This is a genomic window from Pseudomonas gessardii, assembly GCF_001983165.1.
Lineage (GTDB): Bacteria > Pseudomonadota > Gammaproteobacteria > Pseudomonadales > Pseudomonadaceae > Aquipseudomonas > Aquipseudomonas gessardii.
In genome coordinates this window covers 77,809-97,888 of the sequence record NZ_MNPU01000002.1, presented here as the reverse complement: position 1 = coordinate 97,888, position 20,080 = coordinate 77,809, and the positions used below count along the sequence as shown (strand labels likewise).

The 20,080-nt window shown below is 62.0% G+C and carries 13 protein-coding genes and 1 other RNA gene; 6 read left to right on the top strand and 8 right to left on the bottom strand.

The annotated features are described in order from the left end of the window. Positions 1 to 33: 33 nt before the first annotated feature. The 6 genes from ffs to BLL38_RS02635 all read right to left on the bottom strand — a co-directional run bounded on the left by ffs (position 34) and on the right by BLL38_RS02635 (position 9,351). An RNA gene (gene ffs / locus BLL38_RS02660) (signal recognition particle sRNA small type) lies at positions 34 to 130 on the bottom strand. A 146-nt stretch (positions 131 to 276) separates the two neighbouring features. Continuing rightward, on the bottom strand, positions 277 to 1,443 hold the full coding sequence (locus BLL38_RS02655) for a zinc-binding metallopeptidase family protein (RefSeq protein WP_076961222.1): 1,167 nt from the start codon (positions 1,441 to 1,443) through the stop codon (positions 277 to 279). 196 nt (positions 1,444 to 1,639) lie between these two features. After that, entirely contained in the window at positions 1,640 to 3,997 is a 2,358-nt protein-coding gene (ligA, locus tag BLL38_RS02650) for an NAD-dependent DNA ligase LigA (protein WP_076961221.1), read from the bottom strand. Positions 3,998 to 4,083: 86 nt separating this feature from the next. Continuing rightward, a complete protein-coding gene (zipA, locus tag BLL38_RS02645; RefSeq protein WP_076961220.1) occupies positions 4,084 to 4,947 on the bottom strand; it encodes a cell division protein ZipA in 864 nt (287 codons plus the stop codon). A gap of 253 nt (positions 4,948 to 5,200) precedes the next feature. After that, a complete protein-coding gene (gene smc / locus BLL38_RS02640; RefSeq protein ID WP_076961219.1) occupies positions 5,201 to 8,689 on the bottom strand; it encodes a chromosome segregation protein SMC in 3,489 nt (1,162 codons plus the stop codon). Between the two features lie 2 nt (positions 8,690 to 8,691). Next, positions 8,692 to 9,351, bottom strand: coding sequence for a GntR family transcriptional regulator (locus tag BLL38_RS02635; RefSeq protein ID WP_076961218.1), 660 nt, complete (start codon positions 9,349 to 9,351; stop codon positions 8,692 to 8,694). Positions 9,352 to 9,618: 267 nt separating this feature from the next. Here BLL38_RS02635 and xdhA point away from each other — a divergent pair, with 267 nt between their 5' ends. From xdhA to guaD, 4 genes are all read left to right on the top strand, one after another. Beyond that, positions 9,619 to 11,067: a xanthine dehydrogenase small subunit gene (xdhA, locus tag BLL38_RS02630; RefSeq protein WP_076961217.1), complete on the top strand. Its 1,449-nt coding sequence runs from the start codon at positions 9,619 to 9,621 to the stop codon at positions 11,065 to 11,067. Beyond that, complete coding sequence (gene xdhB, locus BLL38_RS02625; protein ID WP_076961216.1) at positions 11,060 to 13,459, top strand: xanthine dehydrogenase molybdopterin binding subunit; 2,400 nt, start codon at positions 11,060 to 11,062, stop codon at positions 13,457 to 13,459. The genes xdhA and xdhB overlap by 8 nt, the downstream gene beginning before the upstream one ends. 115 nt (positions 13,460 to 13,574) lie before the next feature. After that, entirely contained in the window at positions 13,575 to 14,417 is an 843-nt protein-coding gene (gene xdhC, locus BLL38_RS02620) for a xanthine dehydrogenase accessory protein XdhC (protein ID WP_076961215.1), read from the top strand. 7 nt (positions 14,418 to 14,424) lie between these two features. After that, positions 14,425 to 15,729 carry a guanine deaminase gene (gene guaD, locus BLL38_RS02615; RefSeq protein WP_076961214.1) on the top strand — a complete coding sequence of 435 codons (1,305 nt, stop codon included), beginning with the start codon at positions 14,425 to 14,427 and terminating at the stop codon, positions 15,727 to 15,729. An 80-nt stretch (positions 15,730 to 15,809) separates the two neighbouring features. On the opposite strand, the gene BLL38_RS02610 is transcribed toward guaD, so the two are convergent. Then, a complete protein-coding gene (locus tag BLL38_RS02610; protein ID WP_076961352.1) occupies positions 15,810 to 16,574 on the bottom strand; it encodes a GntR family transcriptional regulator in 765 nt (254 codons plus the stop codon). A gap of 220 nt (positions 16,575 to 16,794) precedes the next feature. Here BLL38_RS02610 and BLL38_RS02605 point away from each other — a divergent pair, with 220 nt between their 5' ends. Beyond that, positions 16,795 to 17,985 (top strand): benzoate/H(+) symporter BenE family transporter, encoded by a 1,191-nt coding sequence (locus BLL38_RS02605; RefSeq protein ID WP_076961213.1) that lies wholly within the window; start codon positions 16,795 to 16,797, stop codon positions 17,983 to 17,985. A gap of 51 nt (positions 17,986 to 18,036) precedes the next feature. Here the strand turns inward: BLL38_RS02605 and BLL38_RS02600 are convergent, their stop codons facing one another. Further along, on the bottom strand, positions 18,037 to 18,381 hold the full coding sequence (locus BLL38_RS02600; protein ID WP_032863368.1) for a YggL family protein: 345 nt from the start codon (positions 18,379 to 18,381) through the stop codon (positions 18,037 to 18,039). Positions 18,382 to 18,617: 236 nt separating this feature from the next. Here BLL38_RS02600 and dacB point away from each other — a divergent pair, with 236 nt between their 5' ends. Further along, a complete protein-coding gene (dacB, locus tag BLL38_RS02595; protein WP_076961212.1) occupies positions 18,618 to 20,078 on the top strand; it encodes a D-alanyl-D-alanine carboxypeptidase/D-alanyl-D-alanine endopeptidase in 1,461 nt (486 codons plus the stop codon). The last annotated feature ends 2 nt before the right edge of the window (positions 20,079 to 20,080 follow it).

The following is a 20,080-nucleotide window of genomic DNA, read 5'->3' as shown; positions in this document are numbered from 1 at the left end:
AGAGTTGTTGCAAGGAGAGCGTTATGGAGGCAACCCCACCAGCCACACCCCGGCACACAATGTTCCCGCTGTGGCTGCTGCCTTCCGGCTCTGACCAGGTTCACGGGTAATCGTTGCGGGGGGACCGATGGGGTCACCATAACGACGCTGGCCTCTCGGCAAGCCGCGCCATTGTACCGATCTCATCGGAAGTTACAACCGTTGACGCAGGATTAAAAAGCCAAGAGGTTCAAGTACTTGCCATAGCCCTCAGGAACACCCGCCCCCACATTTCGATTATTGGGCGTTCAATGCCTCATCCGCCCGGCCACCCTCCTCCTGGATCACCAGGTGGATGAAGTGCAACTTGGCAATCACCGCCGGGGGCAGCACAAAAGGATAGAAATCCGGCTGCCCCATGCTGCGGGACAGTTCGTTGAGCATGCCGGCCAGCTCGATCCAGGCATTGACGAAGGACAGGAACGCCGTGCCGCCAGGGTGCTGCGGGTCATAGAGGGTGGTGAGGGGAAATGACGGGTAGTCCAGGTCCATCTCCCGCGCGCTCATGCCAAACCCCAGGGCGGTGTCGACCGCGTCCATCATGTGCAGGTAATGGGCCCAGGTTTCCGCCCAGTCTTCCCAGGGGTGCATGGTGGCATAGGCGCTGACGCAGGTTTGCTGCCAATCCGGGCGCGGGCCGTTCTGGTAGTACTGGTCGAGGGCGTCGGCATAACTGGCGCGCTCATCGCCGAACAGGTTGCGAAACGGCTGCAGCCAATGACTGCCGGCGATCAGGCGATCCCAATAGTAGTGGCCGACCTCATGGCGGAAATGACCGAGCAAGGTGCGGTACGGCTCGCGCATCTGCACGCGGATTTTCTCGCGATGCTCGTCGTCGGCTTCCTTGATATCGAGGGTGATCAAGCCGTTGGCGTGCCCCGTGGTGGGCACCTTGCCTTGCAGGTCGATGCCGACAAAGTCGAAGGCCAGGCCGCTGGCTTCATCCACAGACTTGGGGATCACCTGCAACCCCAGGCCGATCAATTGCGCCACCAGCCGGCGCTTGGCGGTTTCGACTTTGCGCCAGCGTTCGGGGTTTTCCGCGATCGACAGGTCGGGGATGGTGCGATTAAGGCTGCACGCTACGCACAGCGGCGCAGTGCTGTAGGCCGGGATCAGCCAGTTGCAGGCGGCGGGAGTGTCGAGGTTGGCGCAACGGCGAAAGGCGCCGGCGTCGAGGTTATCGTCCTGCAGCCAGGTATCGACGACAGGCCCCGGTTGCAGGGATGACAGCCGGCTTTGCTGAGGCAGGTAGCCCAGCAACGCCGAACAGGCCAGGCACTGGCTGTTGCGAAAGAACAGGGATTGCCCGCAACGGCACTGCCAGACCTTACTGTTGCGCGCAGCCCCGGCCATGAACGGTGCGGCGATGCGCGAACTGAGCTGCTCGAAGAAGCGGTACATGGCGATCTCTCCAGGGGCGTGCCCAAGACTAGATCATTTACCACGCAAGATCGTTCCCACGCTCTGCGTGGGAATGCACCCCAGGACGCTCCGCACCCCAACAGCGGACGCAGAGCGTCCATGGCGGCGTTCCCACGCAGAGCGTGGGAACGATCAGCAGAGCGTGGGAACGATCAGCGGAGCGTGGGAACGATCATCAGAGGGGGATGTTATGGCTGGCCAGGAAGGCCACGAATGCCTCTTCGTCCAGCACCTTCAACCCCAGCTCGCTGGCCTTGGCCAACTTGGACCCGGCGCCCGGCCCGGCTACCACGCAATGGGTTTTCGCCGATACCGACCCCGCCACCTTGGCGCCCAGGCTTTCGAGCTTTGCCTTGGCCACGTCGCGGCTCATCAGCTCCAGCGAGCCGGTCAGCACCCAGGTATGCCCTGCTTCGGGCAAGCCCTCGACCACTTTCTTCTCGCTCTGCCAGTGCATGCCGAAGTCCTTGAGCTGCTGTTCGATGGCCAGGGCGTGCTTGGCATTTTCCTTGATGTCGAAGAAGTCACGAACTGTCTTGGTTTGTTTTTCTGGTAGTGCTTGGCGGATATCGAACCAAGGCGCGTCAATCAATTCAGCTAGAGAATTGAATTTATCTGCCAACTTTTGCGCCGCTCCGGGCCCAACCGAAGGGATGTGCAGCTTATCCAGAAAGCCGCCCAAGGTAGTGCTGGCAGCAAACTCGGCGCTCAGATCACCTTGATCTTGTAGCTCAAGGCCGCATTTATCCTTAGATAGCAAATCATCAATCACTTGCTGGTTGTGGCTGTCCTCAAAGAAGCTATGGATCTCGTGAGCCACTTCCAGGCCCACATCCGGCAAGTACGTCAACACTTCCGGCAACGCCTGCTGCACACGCTCAAGGGAGGCCAGCGAGCGCGCCAGCACCTTGGCGGTTTCCTCGCCCACATCGGGAATGCCCAGGGCGTAGATAAAGCGGGCCAGGGTCGGGGTCTTGCTGTTTTCGATGGCGGCGATCAGTTTTTTGCTGGAAACATCGGCGAAGCCTTCCAGGTCAATGATCTGCTCGTACTTGAGCTTGTACAGGTCAGCCGGCGAGCCGATGAGCTTTTCGTCGACCAACTGCTCAATGGTCTTGTCGCCCAGGCCGTCGATATCCATGGCCCGGCGCGAGACAAAATGGATAATCGCCTGCTTGAGCTGCGCGCCACAGGCCAGGCGCCCGACACAGCGATACACCGCGCCTTCGCTGACGGTTTCCCGGCCCTTGCTGCGCTTGACCAGTTGCGTGCGCTCCACATGGGAACCGCACACCGGGCAGTTTTCCGGGATCTGTACGGCGCGGGCATGTTCCGGGCGGCGCTCGGTAACCACCGACACAACCTGTGGGATCACATCACCGGCACGGCGGATGATCACCGTGTCGCCGATCATCAGGCCCAGGCGCGCCACTTCGTCCATGTTGTGCAACGTCGCATTGGACACGGTAACGCCCGCCACCTTGACCGGCTTCAGGCGCGCCACCGGCGTCACGGCGCCGGTGCGGCCGACCTGGAACTCAACGTCGAGCAACTCGGTGAGCTCTTCCATCGCCGGAAACTTATGGGCGATGGCCCAGCGCGGCTCGCGGGCGCGAAAGCCCAGTTCGCGCTGGTACGCGATACTGTTGACCTTGAACACCACACCGTCGATTTCATAGGCCAGGCTGTTACGCCGCTCTCCGATATCGCGGTAGTACGCCAGGCAATCCTCAATGCCCCTGGCCAGCTTCAGCTCGTGGCTGATGGGCATGCCCCACTGCTGCAGCTGCTGCAGGTTGCCGATATGGGTGTCGCTGATATCGGTGGTCACGCCATAGCAGCAGAACTCCAGGGGGCGGCTGGCGGTGATCTTCGAGTCGAGCTGGCGCAGGCTGCCGGCGGCGGCGTTGCGCGGGTTGGCGAAGGTCTTGCCGCCGACTTCCAGTTGCGTGGCGTTCAAGCGCTCGAAACCGGCCTTGGACATAAAGACTTCGCCGCGCACCTCCAGGGTCGCCGGCCAGCCCGTGCCGTGAAGCTTCAAGGGGATATTGCGCACGGTGCGCACATTGACGCTGATGTCTTCGCCCGTGGTGCCGTCGCCACGGGTCGCGCCGCGTACCAACTCGCCATCCTGGTACAGCAGGCTGACCGCCAGGCCATCGAGCTTGGGCTCGCAGCTGTATTCCACCGCCACGCCAGCGCCAAACAGATCGCCCACCGGCAGGTCGAGGCCCTCGGTGACCCGGCGATCAAATTCCAGCAGGGTGGCTTCATCAAAGGCGTTGCCCAGGCTGAGCATGGGGATCTCGTGACGCACCTGGGTAAACGCCGACAACGCCGCGCTGCCGACCCGCTGCGTGGGTGAGTCGCGGGTCACCAGGTCCGGGTGCTCGGCTTCCAGCGCCTTGAGTTCGTGGAACAACCGATCGTACTCGGCGTCCGGGATGCTCGGCTCGTCGAGTACATGGTAACGGTAGTTGTGCTGATCCAGTTCAGCGCGCAGCTCGAGGATGCGGGTGTGGGCGGCGGTCATGGGTGTTCTCTCATAAAGCAAAAGAGCAGCCGAAGCTGCTCAATATGTAGTGCACGGATTCTACAGGCAACGCTTAGGATTAAACCTTAGCGCTTCTGTGTCAGGGCGCGACGCTCGAACTCGACGATGCGCTGACGGTAATGCTCGATGGTCTGGGCGGTCAGCACGCTGCGCTGGTCGTCCTTGAGCTCGCCGTTGAGTTCCTGGGACAGCTTGCGGGCTGCGGCCACCATGACGTCGAACGCCTGTTTCGGATGACGCGGGCCTGGCAGGCCGAGGAAGAAGCTCACCGCCGGGGTGCTGAACAGGTCGATATCGTCCAGGTCGAAGGTGCCCGGCTTGACCGCATTGGCCATGGAGAACAGCACTTCACCGTTGCCGGCCATGCTTTCGTGACGGTGGAAAATATCCATCTCGCCAAAACGCAGGCCGCTTTCCAGGATGTTCTGCAACAGCGCCGGGCCCTTGAAGCCGGCCGCGTCGCGGCAGATCACGCTGATCACCAGCACTTCTTCAGCCGCGGGTTGATCCTTGGCGGCCTCACGCGATGCGCTCTTGGCCGGGCGCTCATCGGGGAAGTCGCCGTCACGGCTGCTGAAGCTCGGGCCTTCATCCACGTCAAGGTTCAGGTCACCCTGATGCGGCTCGGCCACGGCAGCGCTGCCACGCTTGCCGCGCTTGGACGACGGCTCGCGGGCTTCACGCACCGGCGCGCTCATCGACGGCAGGTCGTGCTCGTCCAGTTGCGGTTCTTTATGGGTGTCCAGGACACGGGGCGGCCCCAGCAGCTCGGCGGCGCCGTCGTCGTCGGGCAAATTGGACAGGTTGCGGTCCAGACGGAATTTCAGCTTGCCCTTGCCGCCGCGCATCCGGCGCCAGCCATCAAAAAGAATACCGGCTATTACAATAATGCCGATGACGATCAGCCACTCGCGCAGACCGATTTCCATGTAATCCCTTGCCTCTATAAAAAATGCTGAAAAATAAGGGGTTTAGCACCGTGCAAACCGCTTTAAAACGTGGCGCCAACTCTATGTTCTGACTGACGTTTTGCCCACGCATACGAAAAATTGACATTAAACTAGCACGACCAAAGATAACTTTACACAGTTGGCGCAAAATGTGTCGGCTGACGCAGGAATTAAGCTACAAGCCATACGCTTCAAGCCGACACTCTTGCCGCTTGAAGCTAGCAACTTGCCGCTAACTTTCCACCATCGCCATCGCCTCTTCCACATCCACCGCCACCAGTCGCGAACAGCCCGGTTCATGCATGGTCACCCCCATCAATTGATCGGCCATTTCCATGGCGATCTTGTTGTGGGTGATATAGATGAACTGCACCGTCTGGGACATCTCTTTAACCAGGCGGGCATAGCGTCCAACGTTAGCGTCATCCAACGGCGCGTCAACTTCATCAAGCATGCAGAACGGCGCCGGGTTCAACTTGAAGATGGCAAATACCAGGGCCAATGCGGTCAGGGCCTTCTCGCCACCGGACAACAAATGGATGGTGCTGTTCTTCTTGCCCGGGGGCCGCGCCATGATCGTTACCCCTGTATCGAGTAGATCTTCGCCCGTCAGTTCCAAGTAAGCGCTGCCACCACCGAAAACTTTTGGAAATAAGGCCTGTAAACCGCCATTAATCTGATCAAAGGTATCTTTGAAGCGGTTACGGGTTTCCTTGTCGATCTTGCGAATGACATTTTCCAAGGTGTCCAGGGCTTCCACCAGATCGGCGTCCTGGGCATCCAGGTAACGTTTGCGCTCGGACTGCTGCTGGTATTCGTCGATGGCCGCAAGGTTGATCGCGCCAAGTCGTTGAATACGCGCAACAATGCGCTCAAGTTCTTCCTCGGCGTCTTTCTCGTTGGCCTGGGCGGTCAGGGTGTTGAGTACGCCGTGCAGGTCGTAGCCATCTTCGAGCAACTGGTCCTGCAGGGTTTTGCGGCGCACCGTGAGGGCCTGCCATTCCATGCGTTGCTGTTCAAGCTGGCTGCGGATCAATTGGGATTGCTGCTCGGCCTGGGTCCGGCGCTTTTCTGCGTCGCGCAGTTCGCGGTCGGCGTCTTCCAGGGCGATTTGCGCGGTCTTGAGTTCTACGTCGACGCTCATGCGTTTATCGAGCAACTCTTCGAGCTTCAAGCGCAGCTCTTCCAGGGGCGCCTCGCCCTCCTCCAGGTTGAGGCTCAGTTGCTCGCGCTTTTCCGTCAGGCGCTCGGACTGCATCTCCAGGCGCTCCAAGGCTTGGCGCGTGGAGTCGTGCTGGGCGCGCAACGAGCCCAGGCGCACCGCCAACTGGTGGGCGTGATCCTTGTGCTGGCGCGCTTCCTGGCGCACCCGGTCGAGGCGTTCGCGCAGGCTGTCACGCTGGGCCAGCAGCAGTTCGCGCTGCTCGGTGTCCAGAGCCATGCTGTCGAGGGCGTCCTGCAACTGCAGGCGCGCTTCGCCGACTTGTTCGTGTTCGAGGGCGCGCTGCTCGCCCATCTCGGCCACTTCTTCATCGAGACGGGTACGGCGCAGGGTCAACTGCTCGGCCTTGGCCTTGCTGGCCGAGAGCTGGGCTTTCAGTTCGCCCTGCTGGCGCGCTTCGTCCTGCAACAGGCGGCGCAAATGTTCGCGACCGGTCTCTTGCTGGCGCTGGGTGGCGCGCAGGGTTTGCAGTTGGGTTTCCAGGGACTCCAGGGTCGCCTCGCGCTCTTCACGCTCGGCGCTCAGGTTGACGATTTCCTGGCCACGGGCCAATACGCCACTTTCGGCTTCACTGGCGCGGCGCACCCGCAAAAAGTGCCGGCCCACCCAATAGCCATCGCGGCTGATCAGGCTTTCGCCAGAGGCCAATTGGCCACGCAGCGCCAGGGCCTGTTCCAGCGAGTCCACCGGCTTGACCTGGCCCAGCCAGGGCGCCAGGTCAATCGGCGCCTCGACTTTATCCAGCAGGCTGCCCGGCACGCGGGTGCCATCGGCTGCCGGACTGAGCAGGCGCAAGTCGCCCTGGGTAAAGCCCGCCAGGTCAAGGCCGCCAACATCGTCCACCAGCACCGCTTGCAGGTCTGCACCGAGCACGGTTTCCACAGCCAATTCCCAACCAGCTTCAACCTTCAAGCCTTCGGCCAGGCGCGGACGCTCGGCCAGGTGCTGGTCGCGCAGCCATTCGGCGGTGCCGGTGCCGGGGTCCAGTGCGGCTTGCTGCAAGGCCTCAAGGGAGGCCAGGCGCCCGTTGAGGCGCTGCAAATCGCCTTGGGCCTGCTGCTGCGCCTGGGTCGCCTGCTGCAGTTCCTGGCGCAATTGCTCCAGGCGCTCCACTTGTTGTTCTTCGCTGGCCTCCAGCTCTTCCAGGGTCATTTCGCTTTCAGCCAGTTGCTCGCTCAACGCCATGATCGCCGCGTCTTCCGGGGCAGCAGCCAGCAAGGCGCGCTCTTCCAGGACCCGGCGCTGGCGCTCGGCCAGGCGTTCCATGCTGGTTTCCAGTTGCTGGATGCGCGACTGCTGCACCTCAGCCTGGCGCCGCGGTTCGGCGGAACGCAGGTTGAACGCATCCCACTGCTCCTGCCAGCCGTGCATGGAGGTTTCCGATTCTTCCAGGGCCGCGGCGGCTTCTTCGGCGGCGGCGCTGGTGATTGCCTGCTCGGGGGTGAGCATGTCCAGCTCCTCCCCAAGGGTCAGCAGCAAGGTGCGGTCGTGACCCAGGTGCGACTCGGTTTCCAGCCGCGCCCGCTCCGCTTCCTTGAGGTCATCCTGCAACTGGCGCAAACGCTGCTGGCCGTGCTGGATGCTCTGTTCGACCCGCGCAATATCGCCGCCCACCGAATAGAAGCGGCCCTGCACCAGATTGAAGCGCTCGGACAGGTCATGGTGACCGTCACGCAGGCGCTCGATGCTGGCGTCGGCATTGCGCTGCTCGGCCACCAGGGCCTCGAAGCTGACTTCCTGGGTGCCGATGATCGCTTCGCGCTGGCCCACCTGGTCATTCAAGGCCTGCCAGCGCAGCGCCGAGAGTTGCGCCTTGAGCTGGCGTTCTTCGCCTTTGTATTCCTGGTACTTCTCGGCCGCCTGGGCCTGGCGGTGCAGGCGCTCCAACTGGCGCTCCAGCTCTTCACGCAGGTCGGTCAGGCGCGCGAGGTTTTCGTGGGTGCGGCGGATGCGGTTTTCAGTCTCGCGGCGGCGCTCCTTGTACTTGGAGATGCCGGCCGCTTCCTCGATAAAGTTGCGCAGGTCCTCGGGCTTGGCTTCGATCAGCTTGGAGATCATGCCCTGCTCGATGATCGAGTAGCTGCGCGGGCCCAGGCCGGTGCCGAGGAAGATATCGGTAATGTCCCGGCGCCGGCACTTGGTGCCGTTGAGGAAGTAACTGTTCTGGCTGTCGCGGGTCACTTTGCGGCGGATGGAGATTTCCGCGTAGGCGGCGTACTCCCCCACCAGGGTGCCGTCGGAGTTGTCGAACACCAGTTCGATGCTGGCCTGGCTGACCGGCTTGCGGCTGGTGGAGCCGTTGAAGATGACGTCGGTCATCGACTCGCCACGCAGGTTTTTCGCCGAGCTCTCGCCCATCACCCAGCGTACGGCGTCGATGATGTTCGACTTGCCGCAGCCATTGGGCCCGACCACTGCCGCCATATTACTGGGGAAGTTGACCGTGGTCGGGTCGACGAAGGATTTGAACCCCGCCAGTTTGATGCACTTGAGCCGCACGCTTAGGCGTCCGCCAGGGCTGCGATGACCAATGAGGCACTGCGCTGGCAGTAAGCCGAGAGCACCTGGCGGATCTGCGGCAGGTCTCGGGCGAGGACGGCGGCGAGCAGTTGCTCGAACAGCGCCAGGTACTCGCTCATGGAGGCCTTGCGCTGATCCAGGGCCAGGTAATAGGCGCGGTTCATCGCCGGTTGCAGGTTCTCGACGGTTTCCTGCAGGTACGGGTTATTGGCAAAGGGGTACGCGGCGCGCATGACATTGAAGCATTCTTCGACAAAGGCGCGGATGTCCTGGCGTTCAAAATTGCTCACCAGCCGTTGCTGGATCTGCACGAACGGCGCCATGTCGGCCTGGGTCTGCCAACCCTTGGCCACCGCATCCCCCAGCAGAATGTACAACTCGCTCATCAGCGTACACAGGCTCTGCACCTTGTGCGCGGTGAGTTCGGTAACGTGGGCGCCACGGCGCGGCAGGATGGCGATCAGGTGCCGGCGCTCAAGGATCAGCAAGGCTTCGCGCACGGAGCCACGGCTGACATTGAGTGCCAGCGTGACTTTCTGTTCCTGGATCCGTTCCCCAGGCTTGAGATCGCCGCGAATGATGCGTTCGGCGAGGTGGTGAGCGATTTGCTCGGCGAGACTGTCCGGCGCCTTGAACGTCATGTTTTCCCTTCAAAATCTGCTATCGGTACAAGGGCGGCAGTGTAGCGCAATCGCTGGGCCGACAACGCCGAATTTGGCATGAAATACGCAGACGATAAAGCCCAGGCGCCCCTGAAAACGGCGGTTACAGGGATCTGAACCATAATCAAAGGGGTTGCAACCGCACTTTCTTGACCTTTCGGTCAGAAAATCGTTGACCGAAAAGTCAGACATGACTAGATTCGGCGCAAAGCGGTTAACAACAATAATGAGTCTGCGAGGCCTTCCGTGATCCAGTTTTTACTCAACCAGGAGCTCCGTAGCGAGCATGCCCTGGACCCGAACCTGACAGTGCTCAACTACCTGCGTGAGCACCTGGGCAAATCCGGAACCAAGGAAGGCTGCGCCAGCGGCGACTGTGGTGCCTGCACCGTGGTGGTCGGCGAGTTGCAGACCGACGAGCAAGGCGCCGAGCAGATTCGCTATCGCAGCCTCAATTCGTGCCTGACGTTTGTCTCGTCCCTGCACGGCAAACAGCTGATCAGCGTCGAAGACCTCAAGCACCAGGGCCAACTGCACAGCGTGCAACAGGCCATGGTCGAGTGCCATGGCTCGCAGTGCGGTTTCTGCACCCCCGGTTTTGTGATGTCACTGTTCGCCCTGCAAAAGAACAGCGACGCCCCGGACAGCGCCAAGGCCCACGAAGCCCTGGCCGGCAACCTGTGCCGTTGCACCGGCTACCGGCCGATCCTCGCCGCTGCCGAACAAGCCTGCTGCAACAAGCCCCAGGACCAGTTCGACAGCCGTGAGGCGCAAACCATCGCCCGCCTCAAGGCCATCGCCCCGACGCAAACCGGTGAACTGAACAGCGGCGACAAACGCTGCCTGGTGCCCCTGACCGTCGCCGACCTGGCCGACCTTTACGACGCCTACCCCCAGGCCCGGTTGCTGGCCGGCGGCACCGACCTGGCGCTGGAGGTCACCCAGTTCCACCGCGTGCTACCCGTGATGATCTATGTCGGCAACATTGAAGCCATGAAGCGCATCGAGACCTTTGCCGACCGCCTGGAAATCGGCGCCGCCACCGCCCTCTCCGACTGCTACAGCGCACTGCACCACGAATACCCGGACTTCGGCGACCTGCTGCACCGCTTTGCCTCCCTGCAAATCCGCAACCAGGGCACCCTTGGCGGCAATATCGGCAACGCCTCGCCGATCGGTGATTCGCCGCCGCTGCTGATCGCCCTCGGCGCGCAGATTGTGCTGTGCAAAGGCAGCGTGCGCCGCACCCTGGCCCTGGAAGACTACTTTATCGACTACCGCGTCACCGCCCGCCAGGACAGCGAGTTCATCGAGAAAATCATCGTACCCAAGGGCCACACGCTGTTTCGCGCCTATAAGGTGTCCAAGCGCCTGGACGATGACATCTCGGCGGTCTGCGCGGCGTTCAACCTGAAGATCGACAACGGGGTGATCAGCGATGCCCGCGTCGCCTTCGGTGGCATGGCCGCCACGCCCAAGCGCGCGCAACATTGCGAGGCGGTGCTGATCGGCGCCACCTGGAACAGTGCCACCGTGGAGAAAGCCTGCGCGGCCCTGGCCGAGGACTTCACCCCGCTGTCGGACTTCCGGGCGAGCAAGGAATACCGCCTGCTCAGCGCACAGAACCTGCTGCGCAAATACTTTATCGAACTGCAAACGCCGCACATCGAGACTCGGGTGACCGCTTATGTCTAACCATCACGCCGTGGTAAAAACCCAAGCCGAAATGGCCGCGCTGTTTGCCCAGGACCTGACGTCCGGGGTCGGGCGTAGCGTCAAGCATGACAGCGCCGCCAAACATGTGTCGGGCGAGGCGCAGTACATCGATGACCGCCTGGAATTCCCCAACCAGTTGCACCTGTATGCGCGCCTGTCCGACCGCGCCCATGCCCGGATCCTCAGCATCGACACGGCGCCCTGCTACGCCTTCGACGGCGTGCGCATCGTCATTACCCACGAAGATGTGCCGGGCCTGAAAGATATCGGCCCGCTGATGCCCGGCGACCCGTTGCTGGCCATCGACACCGTGCAGTTCGTCGGCCAGGTGGTACTGGCCGTCGCCGCCCGCGACCTGGAGACCGCACGCAAGGCCGCCATGGCGGCGGTGATCGAATACGAAGACCTGGAGCCGGTGCTGGATGTGGTCGAGGCCTTTCGCAACAAGCATTTTGTGCTGGACAGCCACACCCACCAGCGCGGTGATTCGGCGCTCGCCCTGGCGAGCGCGAAACACCGCATCCAGGGCACCCTGCATATCGGCGGCCAGGAACACTTCTACCTGGAGACCCAGATCTCCTCGGTGATGCCCACCGAAGACGGCGGCATGATCGTCTACTGCTCCACCCAGAACCCCACCGAAGTGCAAAAGCTGGTGGCCGAAGTGCTCGACGTGTCAATGAACAAGATCGTGGTCGATATGCGGCGCATGGGCGGCGGTTTTGGTGGCAAGGAAACCCAGGCCGCCAGCCCGGCCTGCCTGTGCGCGGTGGTGGCGCGCCTGACCGGCCAGCCGACCAAGATGCGCCTGCCACGGGTCGAAGACATGCTGATGACCGGCAAGCGCCACCCGTTCTATATCGAATACGACGTGGGCTTCGACGACAACGGCCGCCTGCACGGGATCAATCTGGAGCTGGCGGGTAACTGCGGCTGCTCGCCGGACTTGTCGAACTCGATTGTCGACCGCGCGATGTTCCACTCCGACAACGCGTATTACCTGGGCGACGCCACCGTCAATGGCCATCGCTGCAAGACCAACACCGCCTCCAACACCGCCTACCGTGGCTTCGGCGGCCCGCAAGGCATGGTCGCCATCGAGGAGGTGATGGACGCCATCGCCCGCCACCTGGCCCTGGACCCGCTGGCGGTGCGCAAGGCCAATTACTATGGCAAGACCGAGCGCAACGTCACCCACTACTACCAGACCGTCGAGCACAACATGCTCGAAGAGATGACTGCCGAGCTTGAGGCCAGCAGCCAATATGCCGAGCGCCGCGCAGCGATCCGCCTGTACAACGCCCACAGCCCGATCCTGAAAAAGGGCCTGGCGCTGACCCCGGTCAAGTTCGGTATTTCGTTTACCGCCAGCTTCCTCAACCAGGCCGGCGCCCTGATCCATATCTACACCGACGGCAGCATCCACTTGAACCACGGCGGCACCGAGATGGGCCAGGGCCTGAACATCAAAGTCGCGCAAGTGGTGGCCGAGATTTTCCAGGTGGACATCGACCGGGTGCAGATCACCGCGACCAACACCGACAAAGTGCCCAACACCTCGCCGACCGCCGCCTCCAGCGGTGCCGACCTCAACGGCAAGGCCGCGCAGAATGCCGCCGAGACCATCAAGCAGCGCCTGGTGGAGTTTGCCGCGCGCAAATACGACGTCAGTGAGGCCGATGTTGAGTTCCACAACGGCCATGTGCGGGTGCGCGAGCAGATCCTGACGTTCGAGGAACTGATCCAGCAGGCGTATTTCGCCCAGGTGTCGTTGTCGAGTACCGGCTTCTACAAGACCCCGAAAATCTTCTACGACCGCAGCCAGGCGCGGGGCCGACCGTTCTACTACTTCGCCTTCGGCGCGGCCTGTTGCGAAGTGATCGTCGACACCCTGACTGGCGAGTACAAGATGCTGCGCACCGATATCCTCCACGATGTGGGCGCCTCGCTGAACCCGGCCATCGATATTGGCCAGGTGGAAGGCGGCTTTATCCAGGGCATGGGCTGGCTGACCATGGAAGAGCTGGTGTGGAACAACAAAGGCAAGCTGATGACCAATGGCCCGGCCAGCTACAAGATTCCGGCGGTGGCGGACATGCCCCTGGATTTGCGGGTCAAGCTGGTGGAAAACCGCAAGAACCCGGAAGACACGGTGTTCCACTCCAAGGCGGTGGGTGAGCCGCCATTTATGCTCGGGATTGCCTCGTGGTGCGCGATCAAGGATGCGGTGGCGAGCCTGGGTGACTATCACCATCAACCGAAGATCGACGCACCGGCGACCCCGGAGCGGGTGTTGTGGGGCTGTGAGCAGATGCGCCAGTTGACCGCTGCGAAGGCTGTTAAAACCGAAACCGAGTTGGCTTCGCTCTAGACCGAGGCGCTGCTATCGCGGGCAAGCCCGCTCCCACAGGGGAATGCATTCCATATGTGGGAGCGGGCTTGCCCGCGATGACGGCCGAACTGACAACAGAAATGTTGAGGTAGACATGAACAACTGGATCAGCGCCCTCGCCGACCTGCAACACCAGGGAGAACCCTGCGTGCTGGTGACCATCATCGAAGAGCTCGGCTCCACGCCGCGCAACGCCGGTTCCAAGATGGTGATCAGCGCCGCCCGGACCTTCGACACCATCGGCGGCGGCCACCTGGAATACAAGGCCATGCAGATCGCCCGCGATATGCTCGCCAGCGGTCAGCACAACACCCATCTGGAGCGCTTCAGCCTCGGCGCCAGCCTCGGCCAGTGCTGCGGCGGCGTGACCGTGCTGCTGTTCGAGCCCATGGGCCAGGTACAGGCGCAGATTGCCGTGTTCGGCGCCGGCCATGTCGGCCGGGCGCTGGTGCCACTGCTGGCCAGCCTGCCGTGTCGGGTGCGCTGGATCGATTCGCGGGAACAGGAATTCCCGGAGCATATCCCCCAGGGCGTGCGTAAAATCGTTAGCGAAGAGCCGGTCGATGAAATTGCCGACCTGCCGGTGGGCAGTTACTGCATCGTCATGACCCACAATCACGCGCTGGACCTGGAACTCACCGCCGCCCTACTCAAGCGCAATGACTTTGCCTACTTCGGCCTGATCGGCTCGCAGACCAAGCGCGTCAAATTTGAACACCGCCTGCGCGAGCGCGGCTTCGAGGCCGCGCAGTTACAACGCCTGCGCTGCCCCATGGGCCTCACCGAGGTGAAGGGCAAGCTGCCGGTGGAAATCGCCATTTCCATCGCCGGCGAGATCATCGCCACCTATAACGCCAACTTCGGCCAGCACACCGCGAGCGCCGAACCCATTGCCAAACTGCTGCCGGCCTCGCGCCGCAGCCAAGCTACCCACTGAGACGACCATGCCTTTGACTCGCAAAGCCTACCGTGCCGCCATCCTGCACAGCCTCGCCGACCCCGCCCTCGTTGGGATCGAAGCCTCCTACGAGTATTTTGAAGACGGCCTGTTGGTCATCGATAACGGCCAGATCAGCGCCCTGGGGCATGCCAGCGACTTGCTGCCGACGCTGGCGGCCGACATCCAAGTCACCCATTACCAGGATGCGCTGATCACCCCCGGCCTGATCGACACCCATATCCACCTGCCGCAAACCGGCATGGTCGGTGCCTACGGCGAACAGCTGCTGGATTGGCTCAACACCTACACCTTCCCTTGCGAAAGCCAGTTCGCCGACCAGGCCCACGCCGAAGAAGTGGCGGATATCTTTATCAAGGAACTGCTGCGCAACGGCACCACCACCGCCCTGGTGTTCGGCAGCGTGCACCCGCAATCGGTCAACTCATTCTTTGAAGCCGCCGAGAAGCTCGACCTGCGCATGATCGCCGGCAAGGTGATGATGGACCGCAATGCGCCGGACTACCTGACCGACACCGCCGAGTCCGGCTACCAGGAAAGCAAGGCGCTGATCGAGCGCTGGCACGGCAAGGGCCGTTTGCACTACGCCGTCACGCCGCGCTTTGCCCCCACCAGCACCCCGGAACAGTTGACCCTCGCCGGGCAATTGCTGGGGGAATACCCGGACCTGTACATGCAGACGCACATCAGCGAAAACCTGCAGGAAGTGCAATGGGTCAAGGAACTGTTCCCGGAGCGCAGCGGCTACCTGGATGTGTACGACCATTACAAACTGCTGGGTGAACGTTCGGTATTCGCCCATGGCGTGCACCTGTGCGACGACGAGTGCGCGCGGCTGGCCGAAGCCGGTTCGGCCGTGGCGTTCTGCCCAACGTCGAACTTCTTCCTCGGCAGCGGCCTGTTCAACCTGCCGATGGCCGAGAAGCACCAGCTCAATGTGGGCCTGGGCACGGACGTGGGCGGTGGCACCAGTTTCTCGCTGCTGCAAACGCTGAACGAAGCCTACAAGGTCATGCAATTGCAGGGCGCACGCCTGAGCCCGTTCAAGTCCCTGTACCTGGCGACTCTGGGCGGTGCCAGGGCGCTGCGCCTGGAAGACAAGATCGGCACCCTGCAGCCGGGCACCGACGCCGACTTCCTGGTCCTGGACTACAACGCCACGCCGCTGCTCAGCTATCGCCTGAAGCAGGCCAAGCATATTGCCGAGACGTTGTTTGTATTGATGACGCTGGGGGATGATCGGGCGGTGATGCAGACGTATGCAGCGGGCCAACTGGTGCATCAGCGCTGATTTTGAAGGGCACCCCAAACCAATGTAGGAGCTGGCTGGCCTGCGATGCAGGCAAGCCAGCTCCTACCGTTTGATCGGGTTTACAGCTTGATCGAGGAGCGGCCCGGCTTCTTGGTCTGCAGCAAATGCGAGAACACCGCATGCAAATCATCCGACGCGCTTTCCTCATCGAGGTTGAGCTTGCTGTCGATGTGATCCATGTGATGCATCATCAGGTTCACCGCCAATGCCGCATCCCGGGCTTCGATGGCGTCGATCAACTGGGTGTGCTCGTCGTAGGAACAGTGTGAGCGGTTGCCGCTTTCATACTGGGCGATGATCAGCGAAGTCTGGGATACCAGGCTGCGCTGGAAGCTGATCAGCGGGGCATTTTTTGCCGCCTCGGCCAGTTTGAGGTGGAACTCGCCGGACAGCCGGATACCCGCGCCGCGATCGCCACGGGAGAAACTGTCGCGCTCGTCGTTGACCATCTGGCGTAATTGGGCCAGTTCTTCGGCCGAGGCATGCTGCACTGCCAACTCGGTGATCGCCCGCTCGACCAGGCGCCGGGCCAGGAAGACCTGGCGGGCTTCCTCGACACTGGGGCTGGCCACCACCGCACCCCGATTGGGGCGCAACAACACCACGCCTTCATGGGCCAGGCGCGACAAGGCGCGACGGATGATGGTACGGCTGACGCCAAAGATCTCGCCCAGTGCTTCTTCACTCAATTTGGTGCCGGGCGCCAGGCGTTGTTCGAGGATGGCCTCGAAGATATGCGCGTAGACGATATCGTCCTGGGTTCCACTGCGACCGGCCTTACCGGCTCGCGGCTGTTTCTTGAGGGGCTGCAACTGTTCGTTCATGGGCACTCGGGTCGGGAGAACGGCGGCGAATTGACGTTGGCTGTAATAAGCGTACAGCGGGTCGCTGGCAAGTATCGCGTAAAAACAGTGCACATTGTACACAACCCATTGCGCCAACACACTGTACGGCTGTTTGCGCGGCCGGCTGTATTGCAATAGTCAGTTACGTTTGAGTTTAGGCTTGCCTCCCCGATTTCCCAGGTACAAGGAATACCGCACCATGACCGACGCGCCCCTGACGCCACTGCGTCCACTGGCCGACACTTCGCCTTCGGCCATCGTCGCCGGCTTTATCGCCATGATGACCGGATACACCAGCTCCCTGGTGCTGATGTACCAGGCCGGCCAGTCTGCGGGCCTGACCACCGGGCAAATTTCCTCGTGGATCTGGGCGATCTCCATCGGCATGGCAGTGTGCAGCATCGGCCTGTCCCTGCGCTACCGCACGCCCATCACCATCGCCTGGTCGACCCCCGGCGCGGCGTTGTTGATTACCAGCCTGGGTGGGGTCAGCTACGGCGAGGCCATCGGCGCCTACATCACCTGCGCCGTACTGGTCACCCTCTGCGGCCTCACCGGCAGCTTTGAAAAACTGGTCAAGAAGATCCCCGCCTCGCTGGCCGCCGCGCTGCTGGCCGGGATCCTGTTCAAGATCGGCAGCGAGATCTTCGTCGCCGCACAGCACCGCACGGCCCTGGTACTGGGCATGTTCTTTACCTACCTGATCATCAAGCGCCTGTCGCCCCGGTATGCTGTGCTGGCCGCGCTGCTGATCGGCACGGCCTTGTCCGGGCTGATGGGGCTCCTGGACTTCAGCGGGTTCAGCCTGGAAGTGGCGACGCCGGTGTGGACCACGCCGCACTTCTCCCTGGCCGCGACCATCAGCATCGGTATTCCGCTGTTTGTGGTGGCAATGACCTCGCAAAACATGCCGGGGGTTGCGGTCTTGCGCGCCGACGGCTACGACGTGCCCGCCTCGCCGCTGATCACCGCCACCGGCCTGGCTTCGCTGGTGCTGGCGCCGTTCGGCTCCCACGGCATCAACCTGGCAGCGATCAGCGCGGCCATCTGCACCGGGCCCCATGCCCATGAAGACCGTAACAAGCGTTACACCGCAGCGATGTGGTGTGGGATTTTCTACGGGGTTGCCGGGGTATTTGGCGCGACCTTGGCGGCGTTGTTCGCCGCATTGCCCAAGGAACTGGTGCTGTCGATTGCCGCCTTGGCGTTGTTTGGCTCGATCATCAATGGCCTGAGCATTGCCATGAATGAGCCCAGGGAACGGGAAGCAGCGCTGATCACCTTTATGGTCACGGCGTCGGGGTTGACGCTGTTTTCCATCGGCTCGGCATTCTGGGGGATTGTCGCGGGGGTGTTGACGCTGGCGATTCTGAACTGGCGCAAGGCCTGATTATTACCCTGAAACGAAAAAGCGACCCGGGCGGGTCGCTTTTTCATGACATCAGACAGCCGGGTTGATCGGCTTTTCTGGGTGCCAGGCGTCCAGCAATTCGCTGACTTCAACGCGGGTCAGCTCTGGGCGAGCCTTGAGCCACGCTTCAACGGCAGCACGCTGCTCAGCGGTCACCGAACCACGAGTGGCTTTGCAGACCAGACCGAAGTCGTCGCCGCCCACGTAGTCCAGGCCGTTGCCATCCATTGCTTCGGTCAGGAAGGCGTCGAGGAAAGCGTCAACCGCTTCGTCGTCCAAACCTTCTTTGAAATCCAGGTTCAGTTCGAAACCCAGCTCTTGAAATTCATCAACGCACAGTTTTTTGCGCAGACGCCGGGAACGGTTAGTCGCCATTGGAACAATCCTCTTAAGTATTAACGGCCGGCACTCTACCAGTTTAAGGCGATCATTGCCCGGCAATCCAAGACGGGTGGCACCATAGCGCGAAAAAAATCCGTCATTTGCAGCTATCGTTGAAGCACAAGTCGCCCTACCTTGGGCATAATGCCGACACTTTCATGACCACTGGGGGATTTTCTTACATAGCCCCCGCCACATTCACCCTCCTCTGCAGTAGGGTCTTACTTCTTATGATCAAATCCTTGCGTCCATTATTACTTGCCAGTTTCCTTTTGCCCCTGGCCCTCTCTGTCACCGCCGCCCCGATCAATACCACCCTGCCCCCCAAAGTCCAGGAAGCCCTGCAGAAAGCCAAACTGCAAAACAATGCGCTGTCCCTGGTGATGATCCCACTCAATGGCCCCGGCACCGCCACGGTGTTCAATGCAGACGTCTCGGTCAACCCGGCGTCGACCATGAAGCTGGTCACCACCTACGCGGCCCTGGAAATGCTCGGCCCCAACCATCAGTGGAAAACCGAGTTCTATACCGATGGCACCCTCAGTGGCGGCGTCCTGCGGGGCAACCTGTACCTCAAGGGCGGCGGCGATCCCAAGCTGAACATGGAGAAACTCTGGCTGCTGATGCGCGACCTGCGCGCCAATGGCGTACAGCAAGTCACCGGCGACCTGGTACTGGACCGTGGCTTCTTTATCCAGCCGCAATTACCGGAATTCAACGACGACGGCAACGATGCCAACAAGCCGTTCCTGGTCAAGCCGGACGCCCTGCTGGTCAACCTCAAGGCCCTGCGCTTCGTGACCCGCAATGATTCAGGAAAGGTGTTGGTCTCGGTCGAACCGCCGATTGCCAGCATTCAGATCGACAATCAGGTCAAGGCCACCAACGCCAAGCAGTGCACCGGGGACGTGCGCTACAACCCGGTTACCGCCGCCGACGGCAGTGTCACTGTGACCGTCAGCGGCCAGTTGGGCGATGGCTGCAGCTCGCAGACGTATCTGTCGCTGCTCGACCATGCCACCTACACCGCAGGCGCCGTGCGCGCGATCTGGAAAGAGTTGGGCGGCACGATCCAGGGCCGCGACGTGCTGGCCCCGGTGCCGAAAACCGCCAAGGTCCTGGCCCGGACATTCTCCCCGGACTTGGCCGAGATCATTCGCGACATCAACAAATACAGTAACAACACCATGGCCCAGCAACTGTTCCTCAGCCTCGGCGCGCAATACCGCACCGATGCCGACGGCGACGATGCCAAGGCCGCGCAACGCGTGGTACGCCAGTGGCTGGCGAAAAAGGGCATCACCGCGCCGCACCTGGTGATGGAGAACGGTTCCGGCCTGTCCCGTGCCGAACGGGTAAGCGCCCGGGAAATGGCGACCATGCTGCAGGCCGCCTGGAGAAGCCCGTATGCGGCCGAGTTCATCAGCTCGATGCCGATTGCCGGCAGTGATGGCACCATGCGCAAGCGCCTGAAAACCACGGCCCTGCGCGGTGAAGCCCACGTCAAGACCGGCACCCTGAACACCGTGCGCGCGATTGCCGGCTTCAGCCGTGACAACAATGGCAATACCTGGGCGGTGGTGGCGATCCTCAACGATCCGAAGCCATGGGGCGCCTCGTCGGTGCTGGACCAGGTGCTGCTGGACCTGTATCGCCAGCCGAAGCTGGCGGCGGCGGCACCGGGTCTATAGCG

Excerpts from the sequence above, each read along its gene's own strand:
- BLL38_RS02655 (WP_076961222.1), bottom strand. The coding sequence starts at position 1,443 with ATGTACCGCTTCTTCGAGCAGCTCAGTTCGCGCATCGCCGCACCGTTC.
- ligA (WP_076961221.1), bottom strand. The coding sequence starts at position 3,997 with ATGACCGCCGCCCACACCCGCATCCTCGAGCTGCGCGCTGAACTGGAT.
- zipA (WP_076961220.1), bottom strand. The coding sequence starts at position 4,947 with ATGGAAATCGGTCTGCGCGAGTGGCTGATCGTCATCGGCATTATTGTA.
- BLL38_RS02635 (WP_076961218.1), bottom strand. The coding sequence starts at position 9,351 with ATGACGTTCAAGGCGCCGGACAGTCTCGCCGAGCAAATCGCTCACCAC.
- xdhB (WP_076961216.1), top strand. The coding sequence starts at position 11,060 with ATGTCTAACCATCACGCCGTGGTAAAAACCCAAGCCGAAATGGCCGCG.
- xdhC (WP_076961215.1), top strand. The coding sequence starts at position 13,575 with ATGAACAACTGGATCAGCGCCCTCGCCGACCTGCAACACCAGGGAGAA.
- guaD (WP_076961214.1), top strand. The coding sequence starts at position 14,425 with ATGCCTTTGACTCGCAAAGCCTACCGTGCCGCCATCCTGCACAGCCTC.
- BLL38_RS02610 (WP_076961352.1), bottom strand. The coding sequence starts at position 16,574 with ATGAACGAACAGTTGCAGCCCCTCAAGAAACAGCCGCGAGCCGGTAAG.
- BLL38_RS02605 (WP_076961213.1), top strand. The coding sequence starts at position 16,795 with ATGACCGACGCGCCCCTGACGCCACTGCGTCCACTGGCCGACACTTCG.
- BLL38_RS02600 (WP_032863368.1), bottom strand. The coding sequence starts at position 18,381 with ATGGCGACTAACCGTTCCCGGCGTCTGCGCAAAAAACTGTGCGTTGAT.
- dacB (WP_076961212.1), top strand. The coding sequence starts at position 18,618 with ATGATCAAATCCTTGCGTCCATTATTACTTGCCAGTTTCCTTTTGCCC.